We start from the raw sequence: 18,598 nt of genomic DNA, 5'->3' as shown, positions 1-18,598 counted from the left end.
CTCGCCCCTGATGCGTCACTTTTATGCACTCGCGATGTGTCTTGCCTTAGCGCTGGCATCCCTCGCTCCCGCCCAAGCCCTGGAAGTCATCTCGGTCCCCGACGATGTCAACGCGGTCAACCTGTCCCAGGTGCTGGAGATCCGGCCCGGCGACGGCGGTCGCGTCGAACTGTCCACCGCCCCCGGCGCAGACGGCATTATCCGCCGCATCGAGGTGCTGGCCTCCGAAAAGGGTACCGATCCCGGCTTTGCCCTGTTTGCCCTGCGCAATGACAGCGATCAGCAGATCGAGCGTCTTCTGGTGGCGCCCTTCTATCGCCTGCCGGGCTCGGGCATCGTGCAGCCCGATCTGGGCAGCGATCGCATAACCGCGCTCACCCCCAGCGCCGGTATTCGCCCGGTAAGGCTGACCGATTCCGAGGCAGACGTCTTCGAGGTCACCCTCGATCCGGGCGCCACCGTCACCTTTGTCGCCGAACTGACCGGCGCCGGCCTGCCCGAGCTCTATCTGTGGCAGCCCAATGCCTATCGCGACTATGTCAACTCCTTCACCCTGTTCCGTGGCGTAGTGCTGGGCGTCGCCTCGCTGGCGGCGGTCTTCCTGTCCATCATGTTCGTGGTCAAGGGCCGCGGCGTTTTCCCCGCCACCGCTGCCGTAGCCTGGGCCGTGCTGATCTACCTGCTGATCGATTTCGGCGTGCTGGGCCGCCTGCTGGGGCTTTCGGCCTCTGGGGTGCCGCCGCTGCGCGCTGCGGCCGAGGCGGGCATAGCCACAACTCTGGCTGGCTTTCTCTTCATCTATCTCAACCTGCACCGCTGGCATCTGCGCTTTGTCCACCTGGCGCTCGGGCTGGCGGCTTTGTTCCTGGCGCTGTTCGGCTTTGCCTTTTTCGAACCCGCCATCGCCGCCACCATTGCGCGGCTGGTGCTGGCGCTGCTCGGTCTGTCGGGCTTCTTCCTGATCCTGCTGCTGGCCTTGCGCGGCTATGACCGCGCCGTGCTGCTGGTGCCCACCTGGATCATCGTCATCGCCTGGCTGTTCTATTCCTGGCTCGTCGTATCCGGTCAGGTCTCCAACGATGTAGCCCAGCCGGCGGTTGGCGGCGGCCTGGTGCTGATCGTCATGCTGCTCGGCTTCACCGCCGTCCAGCACGCCTTCTCCGAGGGCCAGGTCAGCATCGGCACGCTGAGCGAAGTCGAGCGCCGCGCGCTGGCGCTGACCGGTTCGGGCGATTTCGTCTTTGACTGGAATATCGAGCGCGACCGCGTCGCCGTCAGCGACGAATTGGCCGTGCGCCTGGGTGAACGGCGCGGCGCCCTGCGCGGCGCCATCAAGCTCTGGCTCGATCGGGTGCATCCCGATGATCGTGATCGCTTCCGCACCGCCTTCGATACCCTGGTCGAGCTGCGCCGCGGCAAGGTTTCCGCCGACATGCGCATTGCCAGCCATGACGGCAATTACCGCGCCTTCCGCATGCGGGTGAAGCCGGTGTTGGGCGGCGACGGCCAGGTCAACCGCATCGTCGGCACCCTGCAGGATGTCACCGAGGACCGCGCTGCGCGCGAGCGCCTGCTGCACGATGCAGTCCATGACAGCCTGACTGGCCTGCCCAATCGCCAGCTGTTCCTCGACCGGCTGGAGCGGGCTTTGCTGCGCGCCCGGCTGCCGGGCGGCACCAAGCCGGCTGTCTTCCTCATCGATATCGACCGCTTCATGGAGCTCGAGGAGCGCATCGGCCACGCCGCAGCCGATTCCGTGCTGCTGGCCATCTCCCGGCGCATTGCCCGCATCATGCGCCCGCTCGACACCGTGGCGCGCATCACCGGCGACCAGTTCGCCGTCATCCTCGCCTCCGAGCAGGCCGCGGGCAAGATTGCCGAGACCGCCGAGCAGATCCGCAAGGCGCTCAAGGCCCCGTTCAACTTCGGCGATCGCGACCTGACGCTGACCGCCTCGATCGGCGTCACCATCTATGACAGCAACCCCGCCGAGGCCGTCGACGTGCTGCGCGATGCCGAGCTGGCCATGTATTACGCCAAGCGCCTGGGCGGCGACCGCATCGAGGCCTATCGCGCCTCGGCGCGCTCGATTGCCGCCTATAACCGCGCCAGCGAGGAAGATCTCGAACGCGGCATGAAGCATGGCGAGCTGCATGTGCAGTTCCAGCCTGTGATGGATATCCAGACCAACCAGATGGTCGGGGCCGAGGCGCTGATGCGCTGGACCCATCCCACCCGCGGCACCGTCAGCCCTGATGAGTTCGTGCCTTTGGCCGAGCGCTCCGGCCAGATCGAAAAGCTCGGCCGCTTGGCTTTCGAGCAGTCGGCCGCCCAGGCCAAGGACTGGATGACCGCCTTTGGCTTGCCCGAGGACTTCTTCATCTCGGTCAATCTGTCGCCCACCCAGCTGGCCACCGAGACCCTGCTCAACGACATGCGCAGCCTGGTCAGCCAGGACAAGGAACTGGCGCGCCATCTCAAACTCGAAATCACCGAGAGCCAGGTGATGACCAATCCCGAGCATTCCGCCTATATGCTGCAGGCACTGCGCAATCTCGGCCTCGGGCTGGCGCTCGACGACTTCGGCACCGGCCATTCTTCACTGAGCTACCTGCACCGCTTCCCCTTCGACACCATCAAGATTCCCCAGCCTTTCGTGCGGCTGAGCGAAGGCCATGGCATCGCCCATACCCAGGTGCCGATCATCAAGTCGATCGTCACGCTGGCCAGCGATCTCGATCTGATGGTGATTGCCGAGGGTGTGGAAAACCAGGACGAGCTGGAGCGGTTGCGCACGCTGAATTGTCGCTATGCCCAGGGCTTTGTCTTCGGCGCGGCCATGACGGGCACCGAATTCGGCAAGCAGCTGGCCTTCCAGCTCAAGCGCTAAGCCATCCTACGCAAAGCGCGCTAGGCGTGCCCGGCATCCGGGCTGAGCGTTGCCCGCGTGATATGCAGGCTGGCCAGGGCGGCGGCGTAGCGATCCTTGACCGGCGTATCGAACAGCAGGGCGCGCGAGAACGGGGCCGTGAGCCAGCCATTGCGGGCGATCTCGTCTTCCAGCTGGCCGGCGCCCCAGCCGCAGCAGCCCAGCGCGAACAGCGCCGCCTTGGGGGCCGGACCGAAGGCCATGGCCTTGAGCACATCCAGCGTTGCCGTCAGGCTGGTGCCTTCGGCCACGCGATAGCTGTTGCAACTGTGATAATCCTGCGAATGCAGCACGAAGCCGCGGCCCCGCTCGACCGGGCCGCCCCGCATCACGGCGCGTTGACGGATGGCGTCGGGCAGGCGAATGACGCTGTCCGGGTCGCCCAGGTCAAGCTCGTCGATGATGTCGGCAAAGCGCAATTCTTCGAGCTCATGGTTGACCACTAGGCCCACCGCGCCTTCACCGCCATGGCCAACCACCAGGATGACGCTTTGCGCGAAGCGTTCATCATCCATGTCGGGCATGGCGACCAGGAATTGTCCTTCGAGCGTGTTCATAGGGGTAGTTTAGCACTTGTGCCGGCGCTGCCAAGTTCCTCATTGGCCGATCGCGCCATGCTGGCTTCACGAAGGCATGATGGCGGCGCAGCTGTTTCTTCACCTTGTCCTGCGCTATTGGCAGTGCCATGCGTCCCATTTTGCCTGCCCTTGCCCTAGTGCTATTCGCCCAGCCTGCTTTTGCGGGCGAAACGCCGTGGCAGGAAGTTGCCCCCGGTGTGAAGCTGCGGTTGATCAGTACCGGCGAGGTCAAGCCCGATGGCACGACGCTGCTGGGCCTCGAGATCGACATGCCGGCTGGCACCAAGACCTATTGGCGCGTGCCCGGCGAAACTGGGCTGCCCACCGAACTCGATTTCGGCGGCTCGTCGGCGGTCACCGCACACGAGATTCTCTGGCCCTTTCCCACGCTGGACACCAGCAATGGCTATGCCGACTACGTCTATTATGGTCCCACCGTCCTGCCCATCGCGGTGACGGTGTCGCCCCATGCCCCGCATGCCGACATGACGGCGGTGCTAGGCATCTGCTCGGACATCTGCGTGCCCGCCCAGGTGCAATTCTCGCTGGCTTTGGCAGAAGCCACGCCGGACCGTGCCAATGGCCTGCGCCTGCGTCAGGCCATGGCACTGACCCCCATCGACTGGGACCATGCCACGACACCCATCGGCACTGTCGTCTATGATGCCGCCTCCGGCATGCTCGAGGTTCCGCTGAGCGATCCTTCCCTCGATCCAACCTCGCTGATTGCCGCCACGGCCAGCGGACTGCCCCTGTTTGGCGCGCCGCAAAAAAGCCCGGAACCAAACCTAGTACTCATTCCGGTTCTGGGGAAGGTTGACGAGACCGATCTGGCGGACCAGCCGGTTGAACTCACCTTCATGACGGACCAGGGCGCCTTTGAAATCGACCGTCCCGTCACGGTGACCCCGACCGACTAGAGAGTGCACTGGAAAGGCCCGCAGGGCCTTGTCTGCGGAGGCAAAGCCGCATATTCCGGACATATGTTGAGCAAGGCGAAGCGCTGCCTGCGGGCGGCCCAATCCACGGGGCTATCGAACTATGATTGAACGCGGCAGTGCACTTCCGTCCGTGCCCACCAAGCTCGTCACCACCGACGGCATTGCCGACACCACTACGACCGACGTGCTGGGGCAGGGGCTGGTCGTGCTGTTCACCGTGCCGGGCGCCTTTACCCCCACCTGCCACGTCAACCATTTGCCCGGCTTTCTGGCGAATGAGGCCAAGCTCAGGACTGCCGGCGTGACGCGCATCGTCTGCGCTTCGGTCAACGATCATCACGTCATGAAGGCGTGGGCGGAGAATACTGGCGCCCTGGGCCACATCGATTTTCTTGCCGATGGCAATGGCGCCATGGCCAAGGCGTTCGGCCTGCAGCTGGACCTGACGGTCGCCGGCATGGGGCCGCGCTTTGCGCGCTCGGCTATACTGATCCGCGATGGCGTAGTGCAGGACGTGTTTGTCGAGGATGGTCCGGGCGTCGGCGCCAGCGGGGCACCCGCTATTCTGATGGCCCTTGAAGCCGCCAACAGCTAGTATTGCGTCAGGAGACTTGTCGATGACCTTTTTCACGCCCCTGGCCCTGCGCTTGTCCGCCGCCGCCGCTGCTGTGACCGTTCTGGCCGGCTGCTCGATGGGCGGCATGTTTGGCGGCGGCAATGCCACCCAGACACAGACCCTGCAGAATGCTACCCCGACGCCCGCTGCGGTCGCCGCGGCCCAGAGCAATGCCCTGCCGGCCATCGCCACCCAGTGCCCGCCGATCCGCGTGCGTCCGGGCAGCGAGGCCATGTTCTACTATGGTAGCGGCAAAACGGGCGATGCCCGCGCGCTGCAATATCAGGGCGTGATCGACGAGACGACGCGCAATTGCGTGGTCTCCAACGGGCTGATCACCGTCAATATGGGCGTCACCGGCCGGGTGCTACTCGGCCCCCAGGGCAACCAGAGCTCCGTCAATGCCCCGATCCGCTTTGCGGTGGAGCGTGACGGCCAGGCCGTCTATTCCGAAAAATATACCGTAGCCGTCCCGGTCGTGGCACCGGCCCGCTCGGCCGAATTCGTCCAGGTGGTCGACAATGTCGCCATCCCCTATCTGGGCGGCGAAGACATCGTCATCTGGGTCGGCTTCGACACCCGCAACTAACTCTGCGCGATTTCAGTTTGATCAAGGGCCCGTGGATCACTCCACGGGCCCTCTGCTTTATTCCGCGGCCTTCAGAGCTTCGGCCGGCCGTTCCCATTTCAGGATCGGCGAGCGGGCTGCCCGCGTTTCGTCGAGACGTCGGCGCGGCGCGTTGAACGGGGCGGCGGTGAAGCGCGCCGCATTGCCCGCCTTGGCGTCAAGTGCCAGCTCTTCCATCACGTCGCAGAAGCGGTCCAGCGTCTGCTTGCTCTCGCTCTCGGTCGGCTCGATCAGCATGGCCCCATGCACCACCAGCGGGAAATACATGGTCATCGGGTGGAAGCCCTCGTCGATCAGCGCCTTGGCGAAATCGAGCGTGGTGACGCCGGTGCCGGCAAGGAAGCTGTCATCGAACAGCGCCTCGTGCATGGTCGGGTAATCGGGGAACGGCACCGAGAACACATGGCCCAGCCGCGCCTTGATATAGTTGGCATTGAGCACCGCATCCTGCGCCGCCTGGGCCAGGCCGTCACCGCCATGGCTGAGCATATAGGTCAGCGCGCGGACATACATGCCCATCTGGCCCTGGAAGGCGGTGATGCGCCCCAGCGCACCCGCTTCGGTATGCTCGACCAGTTCCAGCCCGTCCGCGCCCTTGCGGACGAAGGGCACCGGTGCGAACGGCGCCAGCGCTGCCGACAGCACAACCGGACCGGCACCCGGCCCCCCGCCGCCATGCGGCGTCGAGAAGGTCTTGTGCAGGTTGATATGCATGGCGTCGATGCCCAAATCCCCTGGCCGCACCACGCCCATGATGGCGTTGAAATTGGCGCCATCGCAGTAAAAGAACGCCCCGGCGTCGTGGATCGCCTTGGCGATCTCGATCACTTGGGGTTCAAACAGGCCGCAGGTATTGGGATTGGTCAGCATGATCGCCGCGACTTCAGGCGACAGCGCATCCTTGACTGCCTGCACGTCCACCGTGCCATCGGCCCGGGCCGGGATCGACTTGACCGAATAGCCCAGGAATGCCGCCGTTGCCGGATTGGTGCCATGCGCGCTTTCGGGCACCAGCACGATCGTGCGATGACCCTGGCCGGCAGCTTCCTGCGCCGCCTTGATCGCCATCATGCCGAGCAGTTCGCCATGCGCGCCGGCCTTGGGCGTCAGCGCCACGGCCGAGGTATTGGTCAGCGTCATCAGCCAGTGACTGAGCTCGTTCATCAGCTTGAGCGCGCCCTGCACGGTCGAGACCGGCTGCAGCGGATGGATATCGGCAAAGCCGGGCAGGCGGGCCATCTTTTCGTTGAGCCGCGGATTGTGCTTCATCGTGCACGAACCCAGCGGATACATGCCGCTGTCAATCGAGTGGTTGAGACGGCTGAGGCGCACATAGTGGCGCATCGCCTCCGGCTCAGTCAGCCCGGCCAGATCGAGCGGCAACTTGCGCTCGAAGCCGCCGAGGCGGGCATTGGAAATCTCTGCATCCGGCAGATCGACGCCCGAATGCTCGGTATCGCCGATCTCGAACAGCAGCGGTTCATTGGGCAGCAGCGCCGAGCCGGAGGTGGAGGCAAAGCCCGATGTGCCGGTGCCGGTGGGGCGGCCTTGATTGTTCATGCTCATGCCAGTTCCTCTGTCAGGGCGGCGCAGAGCGCGGCGATGTCAGTCTCGGTCGTTAGTTCAGTGGCCGCCAGAACGATCAGGTTGTTGACGCTGGCATCGGTCGGCTCCAGCCGACTGACCGGAACGCCGCCCAGGATGCCGCGCCTGGCCAGGGCCTCGATCAGCGCCGCAGCCGGCTTGCCGGTACGGATGGTCATCTCGTTGAAGAAGGTCTTGTTGAGCACCTCGACCCCGGGCACCGCTGCCAGCGCGTCGGCCAGCGTGCAGGCATTGGCGTGGTTGAGCCGGGCCAGCCGGGTGAACCCGGCCTCGCCCAGCAGCGCCATATGGATCGAGAAGGCCAGCGCACAGAGCCCTGAATTGGTGCAGATATTGCTGGTCGCCTTCTCGCGGCGGATATGCTGCTCGCGGGTGGAGAGCGTCAAAACGAACCCGCGCTGGCCCTCGGCATCCACAGTCTCGCCGCAGATGCGGCCGGGCATCTGCCGGATGAATTCCTTGCGCGTGGCGAGGAGCCCCAGATAAGGCCCGCCAAAATTGAGTGCATTGCCGATCGACTGGCCCTCGGCCACCACGATATCGGCACCCAGGGCGCCGGGGGCTTCGAGCAGGCCGAGCGACACCACCTCGGTGATCACCACGATTAGCAGCGCGCCCTTGGCATGGGCCGCGTCGGCGGCCTTCTTGATATTGCGCAGATGGCCGTAGAAATCCGGCGTCTGCACCACGATGGCGGCGGTCTGCTCGTCGATATGATCGAGAATGTCGCCCTGGCCTTCGGGCGACGCCGAGAGGCATTCGAGATCGGCATCGTCCTTGAGATAGGCCTTCACCACGTCGCGGTAGTGGGGATGTAGCCCGCCTGACAGCACGATCTTGTTGCGCTTGGTCAGCCGCCGCGCCATCAGCACCGCTTCGGCCGTGCCGGTCGAGCCGTCATAGAGGCTCGCATTGGCCACATCCATGCCGGTGAGCTTGGCCACCTGGGTCTGGAACTCGAACAGCATCTGCAGCGTGCCCTGCGAGATTTCCGGCTGGTAGGGCGTATAGGCGGTCAAAAATTCCGAGCGCTGGATCAGGTGATCCACCGTCGCCGGCACATGGTGGCGATAGGCGCCGGCGCCGACAAAGAACGGGCCGTCGGCCCCCGCATGGTTCTGCCCGGCCAGCGCCTTCATATGCGCTTCCACCAGGAATTCTGGGCTATGGGCGGGCAGGCCCAGATCGAAGCTGTTGAGCGCGCTCGCCGGGACGGCGCTGAACAGCTCGTCGATATGGGTCGCACCGATGACGCCCAGCATTTCGGCGCGTTCGTGTTCGGAATGGGGGAGATAGCGCATGGGGTACTCTTAAAGGGTCAGTTCGGCATAGGCGTCGGAATCGAGCAGACCGTCGAGCTCGCCGGCATCGGCGATGGCGATCTTGTAGATCCAGCCCTTGGCCTCGGGATCGGCATTGATCAGGCCGGGCTCGCCGGAGAGGGCGTCATTGACCTCGGTGACGGTGCCCGACACCGGCGCATAGATTTCCGAGGCGGCCTTGACCGATTCAACGACGGCGGCTTCGTCGCCCTTCTTGAGCACCTTGCCGACGGCCGGCAGCTCGACAAAGACGATGTCGCCCAGGGCTTCCTGGGCATAGGGGGTGATGCCGACAATGCCGGTCGAACCCTCGACGCGGATATATTCGTGGTCAGGGGTGAACTTGGTGGTCATGGCTGATCTCTCAACTGGCTTTGGGCTTGCGGAAATAATTGTGGGGTACGAAGGGGGTCTCGACGACCGCGGCGGCCTGGGCCCGGCCGCGCACGCTCACCTGTAGGCTGCTGCCCACGGCGGCATGTGCTGGCGGCACGAAGCCCAGGGCAATGGCTTTGCCCAGCGTTGGCGCGAAGCCGCCGCTGGTGACCACGCCAATGGCCTTGCCGGACGCATCGAGGATCTCGGCGCCTTCGCGGGCCGGAGCCCCCTCGACGATCAGCCCGACGCGCACCCGGCTCGGCGCGCCATCGCGTTCGGCCAGGATACGGGCGGCGCCCGGGAAATCACCGGCCTCGCGGCGGCGCTTGGAGAGAGCAGAGCCCAGGCCGGCCTCGATCGGGGAAACCGTTTCATCCAGGTCATGGCCATAAAGCGGCAGGCCGGCCTCGAGGCGCAGGCTGTCACGCGCGCCCAGGCCGATCGGCTTGACGCGCTCGTCGGCGACCAGCGCATCCCAGACCGCTTCGGCCCTGTCCGCGTCGCAGAGTATCTCGAAGCCATCCTCGCCGGTATAGCCGCAGCGGCCAATGACCAGGGTTGTGCCCTGCCAGTCGAAGGCGCCGTAATTCATGAAGCCGAGTTCGGCAGCGCCCGGCGCCAGAGCGGCGATGGCCAGCACGGCTTCGGGGCCCTGCAATGCCAGCAGCGCACCATTATCGGCGCGGGTCAGCATGGCCTTGTCGCCGGCGGCCGCAGCGATCAGCGCAAAGTCATTGTCCTTGGTGCCGGCATTGACCACTACATAGAGCGAGCCGGCCATTTTCGGCGAGCGCGCCACCATCAGGTCATCGATGACGCCGCCCTGGTCGTTGAGCAGCATGGTGTAGCGGATCTGGCCCGGCTTGAGGCCGGCAATGTCGCCGCAGATCAGCGGCTCTATGAGCGCGGCGACGGCGGCATGATCGGCCTCGGCATCGCCGCTGGGATTGTTGAGGGTGAGAAAGCTCGGGCCCATATGGCTGACATCGAACAGGCCCGCATGTTCGCGCGTCCACTTGTGCTCGGCCATGATGCCGGATGGATATTGCACCGGCAGGTTATAGCCGCCAAAGGGGACCATGCGGCCGCCGGCAGCGATATGGCGCGCGATCAGCGGCGTTGTCTTGAGAGTTTCGGCTGGGCTCTGGGCCATCAACACTTCCCGGAAATGAACACGGTGACACGACTATACTCGCCCTGCGGCGAATTCCGTGCCCCCTCTGTCCTGATCACCTGAGAGATTTCCCGGCTGAGCGCCGGTTGCTCCTTCGGTGGGACCCAGCCCATGAGGGCGGTCCGCTTTCCAGAGTTGTAGCCTGCTGCGGTCCTTTTGCCTGAGAGTTTCCGGGGCGGTTGCTCCTTCGGCGCTGGAAAGAACCAGTCTCTCCCGCAGTGGCGGCACCATGGTGGAGAAAGCGGGAGGCGTCAATTGCGCCGCGCGCATGGCCACAGTGATTTGTGCCAGACGCGCTTAACCCAAACGAAAAGGGCGGGCATAAATGCCCGCCCTTAAATCCTAAATCGACGCGACGCCTAGTTCAGGCGATTGCCGACATCGGCTATGGCCTTGTCGACGACCTGGCCGCCCTTGCGGTTCATTTCGTCGGTCAGCACCAGACGGGCCGCTTCGATGGCGATATCGGCTGAGCGGGCGCGCACTTCGGCGACGGCCTGCGATTCGGCCTGGGCGATCTTGTCTTCCACCGACTTGGTGCGGCGGGTGATCAGCTCGGCCAGCGAGGTCTGTGCCTCGGCGGTGAGGCGGGTGGCCTCTTCCTTGGCGGCAGCGATGATGCCCTCGGCTTCGCTCTCGGCAGCAACGCGCTTCTGCTCATACTCGACGAGCAGGGCGGCGGCTTCTTCGCGCAGCTTCTTGGCTTCGGCCAGGTCGTCGGCGATCTTCTTGATCTGCGCGTCGAGCATCTTGGCGATGATCGTGTGAATGCCGAAATACATCGCCAGGCCGAGGAAGATGACCAGCGCTACAAAGGCAAAAAAGCTGTTGTCGAATTCCATCTCGCTTACTCCTTGGTCTTGGCGACCGCAGCGCGCACGCTGTCAGCCGACACGTCGCCAACCAGCTGCGTGACAACGGTCTGGGCGGTTTCGGTGGCGATCTCGTCGACATGGGTCAACGCTTCGGTCTTGGTCGCCATGATGCGGGCCTCGGCGGCGCTGACCTTGGCGGTCAGGTCGGCCTCGACGGCGCTGCGCTTGGCAGCCAGGTCGGCCTGGATGGCTTCGCGGCTCTCATTGGCAATGCCCTGGGCCTTGGCCTTGGCGGCTGCCAGCGCGGCTTCATAGGCAGCGATGGCGGCATCGGTCTGCTGACGCGAGGCGTCGGCAGCGGCCAGATCGGCATCGATGATGGATTTGCGGTTTTCCAGGATGCCGCCAATGCGGGGCAGGGCAATCCGGCTCATCACCAGGTAGAGGGCACCAAAGGTAATGGCGAGCCACAGCAGCTGCGATGGAAATGTTGCGGGGTCGAACGGCGGGAACACGCCAGTATCATGCTCGCCGCCATGGGCTTCGGTCGTGGCATGGGTATCGGCAGTGGGATCGGCGTGAATTGCGTCAACGGCAGGTGCCGCGACGGGTTCTTCGGCCGGTACAACCGCTTCTTGGGCGTAGGCTTGCGTTGCCATCAGGTCAGGTCCCGTTAAATCCGGTCAGCCGGCACGAGGCCGGAAAAGAGCACGCAGCCGGACCGAGCCCGGCTGCGGAAGATTGGGTCGCTGCTTTGGGTCTTAGACCACGAACAGCAGGATCAGGGCGACCAGGAACGAGAAGATGCCCAGGGCTTCGGTCACGGCGAAGCCGAAGATCAGGTTCGAGAACTGGCTCGGTGCTGCCGACGGGTTGCGCAGGGCGCCCGACAGGAAGTTGCCGAAAATGTTGGCCACGCCAATGGCGGCACCAGCCATACCGAAACAAGCAATACCGGCACCGATGTACTTTGCGGCTTCAGCTTCCATAATATTAGTCCTTTCAAGCGACTTTTAAGCGGGGGTTCTGGCGGAACAGCCCGCCGTGACTGGTAGTTAGTGAGACGGGTGGATCGCGTCGTTGAGATACATGCAGGTCAGGACCGCGAAGACATAGGCCTGAACCGCACCGACGAGAAATTCGAGACCGGTCAGCGCGACGGCCATGATCAGCGGCAGCGCCGAACCAAGGATGCCCAGGAAACCCAGGCTGCCCATGGTGACGATGAAGCCGGTGAAGACTTTGAGCGTGATGTGACCGGCCAGGATATTGCCGAACAGACGCACGGAAAGCGAGATCGGGCGGCTCATGAACGAGATGAACTCGATGGGCGCCACGATGGGAAGGATGTAGCCGGGCACGCCGGCGGGGACGAACAGCTTGAGGAATTTCGGGCCGTTCTTGGCAAAGCCGTAGATCACCACGGTCAGGAAGACCAGCATCGACAGCGCGAAGGTGACGATGATGTGGCTGGTGACGGTGAAGAAATACGGCACCATGCCCAGCATATTGGCCACGAAGATGAAGGTGAACAGGCTGAACACCAGCGGGAAGAAGGTCATGCCGGCCGTGCCGGCGGCACTTCGCACCATATTGGCGACAAAGCCGTAGACCAGTTCGCTCAGCAATTGCGCCCGGCCCGGGATCACGCTCTTGGATCCTGTCGACAGGATCAGATAGAGCCCGATAATGGCCACCGTGGCGACCATGAACAGGGCCGAATTGGTGAAGGCAAAGCTCATCCCGCTGCCTTCGGTGCCGTCACCGCCCAGGGTGAACAGCGGGAACATGTCCTGGATGACGAATTGGTGGATCGGATCAGTACCGGCCAAGATAGAGCCCTCTAAGCGTCATCATTTGTCTGTCTCGTCTTCCACGTCTGGCCCGAGATCGGACCCCGGCGGGGGAGGCGAAGCGGCATTCATTTGCGCCACCACGCGGGTGACATTGAGTATTCCAGCAGCAAAGCCCACCAGTAGCATGATGAGCAAGCCCCAGGGGCTGGTTCCCAGGCCAAGATCGATGAGGTAGCCGATAACGGCACCCACCAGGATCGCGGCGATGAACTCGGTACCGATGCGCATGCCGCGCGCCATACCGCTCATCTCCGGGGAAGCTTCTCTCGAGGCTCTGTTGTCCTCGATATCGCGGTCCCGCTTGGCTGAGGCGATGCGCGATGCGAGATCGTGCGTCACCCCTTGGACGTTGTCAGGCCGACCTTTGGTATCTTGCGGTTTTGCCATCCGCTCGCTCCTCGGTCGGCTTTGCCCCGTGCTTTTCGGGACGCCCTTTTTAGTCGCGCGCAACATAGTAGTGGGGTCCGAGAGTGTCAAGACAACCTTACCGGCTATAACCCATTGTTATAACGTCATAAATCGCGGTGTCGCCGGGGTGCGGCATGCTGTCCACCCGCCATGATGGCGGAGTCAGTGCGGGGGCGGGGGGATTCTCGACAAGCGCAGGTGCCGCCCGAGCGTGTCGCCTCGCAGTTGATGGACAGCGATACACACGGCGAGACCTTGCCCATGATGATAAGTAACGAGGTCAGGCCTTGCCGCATGCGCCGGGATTTCTGGTGGGCGGGCCCTTGGTGGCAACCGTAGCCGATACCTTCCGCGGACCCACGATGCGGGCGAATACCCCTCGGGCCCGCAGCCACCTGGCGGCCGGGGCTAAGCGGTACAAGCCGATGGCACCAGCTTCGCTTCCGGGACACCAGGACGATTGCCGATTTGCGCGCTAAAGCAAGTCCGACCACCGGCTTGTGGTCGCGCCCCATCACCGGGCGGGAGGGATGGCCAGCACATCGACCGGAGAATCCCGCAGCACATGTTCTGCCACGCTGCCGAGCAGATAGCGCTCAATGCCGTGTTTGCTCTGGGTGCCGAGAACGACAAGGTCTGCGCCCGCCTCTTCGGCCGCCGTCAGGATCTCGCGACTGGCATTGGTGGCTTCTTGGCGCAGGATTGGGGCGAACGCCGTTGCCTGTATGGAGTCCAGGAAAGCCTTGAGCAGGCGCATGGCTTCCGCCCGTTGGTCAGACAGATGCGCCCTTTTTTCGTCCTCTGGGATTTCGTGGGACATCATGAGCCGCAGCATGGGGGCGTCGAAAACATGCAGGATCGAGTGCCGCGCCGATTTGGCCAGCTCAAGCTCAAGGTAGGCGGCTATTGATTCCTTGGATTGATCACTGAGGTCGGTGGTCAGGAGCACGTGCCGATAGGCCCCCACCGGGGCCGCGTTGGCCATCAGGACCGGACATCCGGCGGCCCGTAATGTTCGCTCGGCTGTTGTTCCCATGAAGACATCGCGGAATATCTGCCGGCGATGGGGGCCGATGACCAGCAGGTCGGGCGTTGCCTGCCGGGCGGCCAGCAGGATAGCCTCAGATGGCTCTCCCAGCATCATCTGCATCTCGCTCTTCACCCCGTCGACACCCTGCAAGGTGGCCACCAACTGGCTCAGCAGCCCCTCGGCATCTTGCTGCTCACGGTCGACACTGCGCCTTGGCTTGTCATCATCGACGGCATGAACCAAGGTCAGGGCGGCGCCCGTCTCGCGCGCCAACAGTGTCGCCCTGCGCAATGCGCGGTCCGACCGCTCCGAGAAGTCGGTCGCCAACATGATGTGCCTGATCATTCGTGCCTCCTCTGTGCTTGGAGCAAAATAGGCATCTCAATGCCCTGCCGAATTGACCTTAATCAACCAATGACAAAGAAGCGTTCGCTACCCTCTTGCTGGGGAACAGTCCGTGCGATCCCAACATCAGCGCTATGTCGCCAAATGCCGGAGAAAGACGCGCATCCAGCAATAGCTCAACTCAGCGCACCGACGGTCGCGTCGATATTCAAGACCGATCTGGACATTCCTTAGGAAACGCGATGGCCCTGCCCGTACTCACCCCCTTTGCCGAAATAGCCCTGCTGCTGGCTATGGCCGCGATGATCGGCCTGATCGGCATCCTGCTGCGCCAGCCGCTGATTGTCAGCTTCATCGCCGTCGGCCTGCTGGCCGGCCCCTCGGCGCTTGATGTGGTGCATTCCGATGCGCAGATCGACCTGCTGGCCGAGCTGGGGATCGCGGTTCTGCTGTTCCTCGTCGGCATCAAGTTGGACGTCAAACTGATCCGCTCCCTGGGTGCCGTGTCTCTGCTGACCGGCCTGGGGCAGGTCGCCTTTACCTCCGCCTTTGGATACCTGATCGGCCTGGCGCTGGGGCTCGATCACGTCACCAGCCTCTATGTCGCCGTGGCGCTGACCTTTTCCTCCACCATCATCATCGTCAAGCTGCTGTCCGACAAGCGCGAGATCGACGCGCTGCATGGCCAGATCGCGCTCGGCTTCCTGATCGTGCAGGATCTCGTCGTGGTGCTGGCCATGATCGTATTGTCGGCCATCGGCATTGGCGCCGCGGCCGATGGCCAGGCCGGCGCCTCTGCGGTGACGGTGCTTGCCTCCGGGCTGGCCATGGTGGCGCTGGTAGTGGTCTTCGTGCGCTTCATCGCCACCCCACTCACCGCGCGGCTGGCTTTCGCGCCCGAACTGCTGGTGATCTTTGCCATTGCCCAGGCCACCATGTTTGCCGCTTTGGGCGAATATGTCGGGCTCGGCAAGGAGGTGGGCGGACTGCTGGCCGGTATCTCGCTGGCATCCACCCCCTATCGCGAAACCATCTCGGCGCGCCTGGCGCCCTTGCGGGATTTCCTGCTGCTGTTCTTCTTCATCGCGCTGGGGGCGACGCTGGACCTGTCCCTGCTGGGGGCGAATGTGACCGCCGCCATCGTGCTGTCGCTCTTCGTGCTGATCGGCAATCCGCTGATCGTCATGGCCATTATGGGGGCCATGGGCTACCGCAAGCGGACCGGCTTCCTGGCCGGCCTGACCGTCGCCCAGATCAGCGAGTTTTCCCTGATCTTTGTGGCTATGGGCATCAGCCTTGGCCACCTGCAGGAGAATGCCCTGGGTCTGGTCACCATGGTGGGCCTGGTGACGATTGCCGCCTCCACCTACATGATCACCTGGTCACACCAGCTCTATGCGTTCTGCGAACCCTGGCTGGGCATGTTCGAGCGCAAGGGCACGCCGCGCGAGGCCAACGAGGCCGGGGCCCATCCGGACCTGTCCGAGCAGATCATCCTGTTCGGCCTGGGGCGCTTTGGCACTGCCATCGGCCTGCGCCTCAAGGATCGCGGGGTCAAGGTTCTGGGTCTCGATTTCAACCCGCTTGCCGTCCGGCGCTGGCAGGAACTGGGCCTCGAGGCACAATTCGGCGATGCCACCGATCCTGAATTCGTGCGCGACCTGCCGCTGCACCATGCCGCCTGGATCGTGTTGACCGTGCCCCAGCAGGCCATGGGCCTGAGCCATGAAGACGCGCGCGGCACCCTGCTGCAGCTGCTGCGCACCGCGGGCTTTGGCGGAAAGATCGCCGTCACCTCCCACGCCTCACACGAAACCGCGTCGCTGCTGGCCGCGGGTGCCGACATGGTGCTCGAGCCGTTCCAGGACGCCGCCGACCAGGCAGTTTACCTGCTATGCGGTGGGCTGGCGTCTCGCCGCACCAGCATTCCCAACCCCGACGACGCGGGCGCCTGATCTGGCGAGCTATCTCCTGAGGTCCTCAGGGAAAAGCTGCTTCATGTCGTCTGGCAATTGTCCGCGGACTTCACTGATCTGACCAGCAGATACCGTCTTGGCGATGACGGTGAAAACGGCCTGCATGACAAGGGTGGCCCGCGCCGCGTTGAGCCCGAGCAAGGCGCCGACTTCAAATGCAATGGCAGCACCTGTGACGCTTCGATCCGGCCCATCGGCGCATCCGTCAAAACCGCTCTGAGGCTCGGGCAGTTGCGAGCAATGGGCGAATGATCGGCCAGACCCTTCAGGATGAGGCGCTGTCCGCCAATGCCGTACTTCTGGTCCTGGGTGGCTACGGCCATTAGCGGCTGCGTTCTCGGCGGGGTGACAAAAGGCGTCCTCGACGACCTGCGGCTACCGGTCCTGGTGTCGCATTGAGCGAGCGCTGTTCAGGCTCGGACCGCCGAGAGCCGACAGTCAAATCCGCAAACCAGGCATTCCAGCCGGTCCCGAAGCCTCCCTTCCACGCGAACAATGAGCGTGTTCGAGTCTGCGGTTTTCAGCCGGCCAGCAATTTCCAGAGCGTCCAGAGGGCGTAGCTAGCGAGGATGAAGACGATCCAGGAGGCGGCCGCAAGCGACAGTATCGTGAGGCCTCTCGAAGCCGCAGGCCCGGAACCGCTGCGCATCTTTCGGGGGATAAGCCCCCCAATCTTCATGTACATTCTACACTCCGGAACACAATCAACTGCACATCAAGAGGCGCGCCGTTGCCGCCCGTCATCCCGGCACCTCAAGCGCGGCCGGTTTAGTCGAGCACCCTCGTGACGACCGGTTCCGCCAGGCGAACGCGTATGGATGGACGCATGCGTCTGACGGCCCCGCGCGAACACGCCAGCCTGCTGTGAGGCTGGCGGACGCAGGAGCGGTCGCCTTAGGGGGTGCTGCCGCCCTGGCTGTTGGGCGAGTAGTTCTCGGTAACCGTTTTTGTGACGTCAACGTCAGTCGAAACCGAGGTGTCAACCGTGTTTACTTCGGGAGCGCCCACGCTGACGAATTCGTCGACGGTCTCGATGACCGGTGCGCTGCTTTCGACGACAGTGGAACCCTCAGGTGACTGATTGTGCGCGCCCGACTGACCCGGATCGATTTCGGCGTAGGTGGAGGTGATGACGGTCGACGTCACCTTTTCCTGCCAGATTTCGGTCTGGGTGGTCTCGACGTACTTTTCACCGTTCCACGTTGTCGTCGTTGTGGTCACCAGATAGTTCTGCTTGAGCGCACTGTTGCCGTTGCCGCCCGCGCTGTAGGGCGTCCCGGTCGCCACCTTGGTGACGGTGGTCGTCGTTGGCGGTAGGGGCAGGTACTCCGTCGAGGTTGGACCATAGACGGTATAGGGGTCGCTGTAGGTTGTGGTAGTTGTGGGTGCCGTTGTGAGCAACGCACCTTGCTCGACGCCGTCGCCAGCACCGGCATTTGACTTGATACCGTTCTTGCCGGCGTTGAGCGGCTTGGCGGCGGGGGCAGCATAGGTTGGGACGACGCTACTGGCGATCAGGGCCGAAGCCATGATGGCATAAAGACCAGTTTTGACGAAAGACTTGATCATTTTCTGATATTCCCTGTTTGTTCAGGGCTTTGGACTCAATGAACCATGCCCTTCACTGTTTAGCGTGACTGACCCGATGGATGTCGGGCGTCGGCGCCGGTTTATTATTGTGATAAATCATGGATGTGCCGGACCTTCCGGTCCGGCACAAATCGCAGGCGTAGTCGGTGGGTGCTATTTCTTGCCGCCGCCGTTGCCGCCGCCGTTGCCGCCACCATTGCCGCCGCCGGGTGCGTCAGTTTCAGACTGGCCAGGAGGTGTCCCGCCATGCCCCGGGTTGGGGTTGGTCTCGCCGTCGGTAGAGCCGCCCTGTCCTGGCGGGGTAAAGCCAACGGCATCATCGCCAGTGTCACCACCGGTGTCGCCGCCAGTATCACCACCGGTGTCGCCGCCAGTATCACCACCGGTGTCGCCGCCAGTATCACCAC

Annotated in this window: 18 protein-coding genes and 2 riboswitches; of the genes, 5 read left to right on the top strand and 13 right to left on the bottom strand. The window is 63.8% G+C overall.

The window, feature by feature from the left end; genetic code table 11:
* The first annotated feature begins 10 nt into the window (after positions 1-10).
* The gene (locus tag AC4NN3_RS17220) at positions 11-2,890 is read left to right on the top strand and encodes a putative bifunctional diguanylate cyclase/phosphodiesterase (RefSeq protein WP_491928315.1); all 2,880 of its coding nucleotides are present in this window, start codon (positions 11-13) and stop codon (positions 2,888-2,890) included.
* A gap of 20 nt (positions 2,891-2,910) precedes the next feature.
* On the opposite strand, the gene AC4NN3_RS17215 is transcribed toward AC4NN3_RS17220, so the two are convergent.
* The gene (locus AC4NN3_RS17215; protein ID WP_491928314.1) at positions 2,911-3,486 is read right to left on the bottom strand and encodes a YqgE/AlgH family protein; all 576 of its coding nucleotides are present in this window, start codon (positions 3,484-3,486) and stop codon (positions 2,911-2,913) included.
* A gap of 218 nt (positions 3,487-3,704) precedes the next feature.
* On the opposite strand from AC4NN3_RS17215, the gene AC4NN3_RS17210 reads away from it, so the two are divergent.
* From AC4NN3_RS17210 to AC4NN3_RS17200, 3 genes are all read left to right on the top strand, one after another.
* The gene (locus AC4NN3_RS17210) at positions 3,705-4,427 is read left to right on the top strand and encodes a protein-disulfide reductase DsbD domain-containing protein (protein WP_491928313.1); all 723 of its coding nucleotides are present in this window, start codon (positions 3,705-3,707) and stop codon (positions 4,425-4,427) included.
* A gap of 121 nt (positions 4,428-4,548) precedes the next feature.
* Positions 4,549-5,043, top strand: a complete 495-nt coding sequence (locus tag AC4NN3_RS17205; RefSeq protein WP_491928312.1) for a redoxin family protein — start codon at positions 4,549-4,551, stop codon at positions 5,041-5,043.
* 22 nt (positions 5,044-5,065) lie between these two features.
* Positions 5,066-5,653, top strand: a complete 588-nt coding sequence (locus AC4NN3_RS17200) for a hypothetical protein (RefSeq protein ID WP_491928311.1) — start codon at positions 5,066-5,068, stop codon at positions 5,651-5,653.
* Between the two features lie 57 nt (positions 5,654-5,710).
* Here the strand turns inward: AC4NN3_RS17200 and gcvPB are convergent, their stop codons facing one another.
* From gcvPB to AC4NN3_RS17150, 10 genes are all read right to left on the bottom strand, one after another.
* On the bottom strand, positions 5,711-7,258 hold the full coding sequence (gcvPB, locus tag AC4NN3_RS17195; protein WP_491928310.1) for an aminomethyl-transferring glycine dehydrogenase subunit GcvPB: 1,548 nt from the start codon (positions 7,256-7,258) through the stop codon (positions 5,711-5,713).
* Positions 7,255-8,598, bottom strand: a complete 1,344-nt coding sequence (gcvPA, locus tag AC4NN3_RS17190) for an aminomethyl-transferring glycine dehydrogenase subunit GcvPA (RefSeq protein ID WP_491928309.1) — start codon at positions 8,596-8,598, stop codon at positions 7,255-7,257. Before gcvPA ends, gcvPB begins: the two co-directional genes overlap by 4 nt.
* Before the next feature lie 9 nt (positions 8,599-8,607).
* On the bottom strand, positions 8,608-8,973 hold the full coding sequence (gene gcvH / locus AC4NN3_RS17185; RefSeq protein WP_491928308.1) for a glycine cleavage system protein GcvH: 366 nt from the start codon (positions 8,971-8,973) through the stop codon (positions 8,608-8,610).
* A 10-nt stretch (positions 8,974-8,983) separates the two neighbouring features.
* Positions 8,984-10,150 (bottom strand): glycine cleavage system aminomethyltransferase GcvT, encoded by a 1,167-nt coding sequence (gene gcvT, locus AC4NN3_RS17180; RefSeq protein WP_491928307.1) that lies wholly within the window; start codon positions 10,148-10,150, stop codon positions 8,984-8,986.
* A 57-nt stretch (positions 10,151-10,207) separates the two neighbouring features.
* Positions 10,208-10,309, bottom strand: a riboswitch (glycine riboswitch).
* Positions 10,310-10,397, bottom strand: a riboswitch (glycine riboswitch). It lies immediately after the preceding riboswitch.
* Positions 10,398-10,530: 133 nt separating this feature from the next.
* Entirely contained in the window at positions 10,531-11,013 is a 483-nt protein-coding gene (locus AC4NN3_RS17175; RefSeq protein ID WP_491928306.1) for a F0F1 ATP synthase subunit B family protein, read from the bottom strand.
* Between the two features lie 5 nt (positions 11,014-11,018).
* Positions 11,019-11,648, bottom strand: a complete 630-nt coding sequence (locus AC4NN3_RS17170) for a F0F1 ATP synthase subunit B (protein ID WP_491928428.1) — start codon at positions 11,646-11,648, stop codon at positions 11,019-11,021.
* Between the two features lie 99 nt (positions 11,649-11,747).
* Positions 11,748-11,975 (bottom strand): F0F1 ATP synthase subunit C, encoded by a 228-nt coding sequence (locus AC4NN3_RS17165; protein WP_108462026.1) that lies wholly within the window; start codon positions 11,973-11,975, stop codon positions 11,748-11,750.
* A 66-nt stretch (positions 11,976-12,041) separates the two neighbouring features.
* On the bottom strand, positions 12,042-12,818 hold the full coding sequence (locus AC4NN3_RS17160; protein ID WP_491928305.1) for a F0F1 ATP synthase subunit A: 777 nt from the start codon (positions 12,816-12,818) through the stop codon (positions 12,042-12,044).
* A 21-nt stretch (positions 12,819-12,839) separates the two neighbouring features.
* Positions 12,840-13,229 (bottom strand): AtpZ/AtpI family protein, encoded by a 390-nt coding sequence (locus AC4NN3_RS17155; RefSeq protein WP_491928304.1) that lies wholly within the window; start codon positions 13,227-13,229, stop codon positions 12,840-12,842.
* A 535-nt stretch (positions 13,230-13,764) separates the two neighbouring features.
* Entirely contained in the window at positions 13,765-14,625 is an 861-nt protein-coding gene (locus tag AC4NN3_RS17150) for a universal stress protein (protein WP_491928303.1), read from the bottom strand.
* A 242-nt stretch (positions 14,626-14,867) separates the two neighbouring features.
* On the opposite strand from AC4NN3_RS17150, the gene AC4NN3_RS17145 reads away from it, so the two are divergent.
* Positions 14,868-16,580: a cation:proton antiporter gene (locus tag AC4NN3_RS17145; protein ID WP_491928302.1), complete on the top strand. Its 1,713-nt coding sequence runs from the start codon at positions 14,868-14,870 to the stop codon at positions 16,578-16,580.
* A gap of 9 nt (positions 16,581-16,589) precedes the next feature.
* Here AC4NN3_RS17145 and AC4NN3_RS17140 read toward each other — a convergent pair whose 3' ends face one another.
* Entirely contained in the window at positions 16,590-16,832 is a 243-nt protein-coding gene (locus tag AC4NN3_RS17140; protein WP_491928427.1) for a DUF2267 domain-containing protein, read from the bottom strand.
* 663 nt (positions 16,833-17,495) lie between these two features.
* Positions 17,496-18,170, bottom strand: a complete 675-nt coding sequence (locus AC4NN3_RS17135; protein ID WP_491928301.1) for a hypothetical protein — start codon at positions 18,168-18,170, stop codon at positions 17,496-17,498.
* Positions 18,171-18,598 lie beyond the last annotated feature (428 nt).

Source organism: Devosia sp. MDV22-iso42 (assembly GCF_058629155.1).
This window is presented reverse-complemented; position numbering and strand designations above follow the sequence as displayed.

Bases quoted from the DNA above. Each gene is read 5' to 3' on its own strand.
- AC4NN3_RS17220 (WP_491928315.1), top strand. From the start codon at position 11: ATGCGTCACTTTTATGCACTCGCGATGTGTCTTGCCTTAGCGCTGGCA.
- AC4NN3_RS17215 (WP_491928314.1), bottom strand. From the start codon at position 3,486: ATGAACACGCTCGAAGGACAATTCCTGGTCGCCATGCCCGACATGGAT.
- AC4NN3_RS17205 (WP_491928312.1), top strand. From the start codon at position 4,549: ATGATTGAACGCGGCAGTGCACTTCCGTCCGTGCCCACCAAGCTCGTC.
- AC4NN3_RS17200 (WP_491928311.1), top strand. From the start codon at position 5,066: ATGACCTTTTTCACGCCCCTGGCCCTGCGCTTGTCCGCCGCCGCCGCT.
- gcvPB (WP_491928310.1), bottom strand. From the start codon at position 7,258: ATGAGCATGAACAATCAAGGCCGCCCCACCGGCACCGGCACATCGGGC.
- gcvPA (WP_491928309.1), bottom strand. From the start codon at position 8,598: ATGCGCTATCTCCCCCATTCCGAACACGAACGCGCCGAAATGCTGGGC.
- gcvH (WP_491928308.1), bottom strand. From the start codon at position 8,973: ATGACCACCAAGTTCACCCCTGACCACGAATATATCCGCGTCGAGGGT.
- gcvT (WP_491928307.1), bottom strand. From the start codon at position 10,150: ATGGCCCAGAGCCCAGCCGAAACTCTCAAGACAACGCCGCTGATCGCG.
- AC4NN3_RS17175 (WP_491928306.1), bottom strand. From the start codon at position 11,013: ATGGAATTCGACAACAGCTTTTTTGCCTTTGTAGCGCTGGTCATCTTC.
- AC4NN3_RS17165 (WP_108462026.1), bottom strand. From the start codon at position 11,975: ATGGAAGCTGAAGCCGCAAAGTACATCGGTGCCGGTATTGCTTGTTTC.
- AC4NN3_RS17155 (WP_491928304.1), bottom strand. From the start codon at position 13,229: ATGGCAAAACCGCAAGATACCAAAGGTCGGCCTGACAACGTCCAAGGG.
- AC4NN3_RS17150 (WP_491928303.1), bottom strand. From the start codon at position 14,625: ATGATCAGGCACATCATGTTGGCGACCGACTTCTCGGAGCGGTCGGAC.
- AC4NN3_RS17145 (WP_491928302.1), top strand. From the start codon at position 14,868: ATGGCCCTGCCCGTACTCACCCCCTTTGCCGAAATAGCCCTGCTGCTG.
- AC4NN3_RS17135 (WP_491928301.1), bottom strand. From the start codon at position 18,170: ATGATCAAGTCTTTCGTCAAAACTGGTCTTTATGCCATCATGGCTTCG.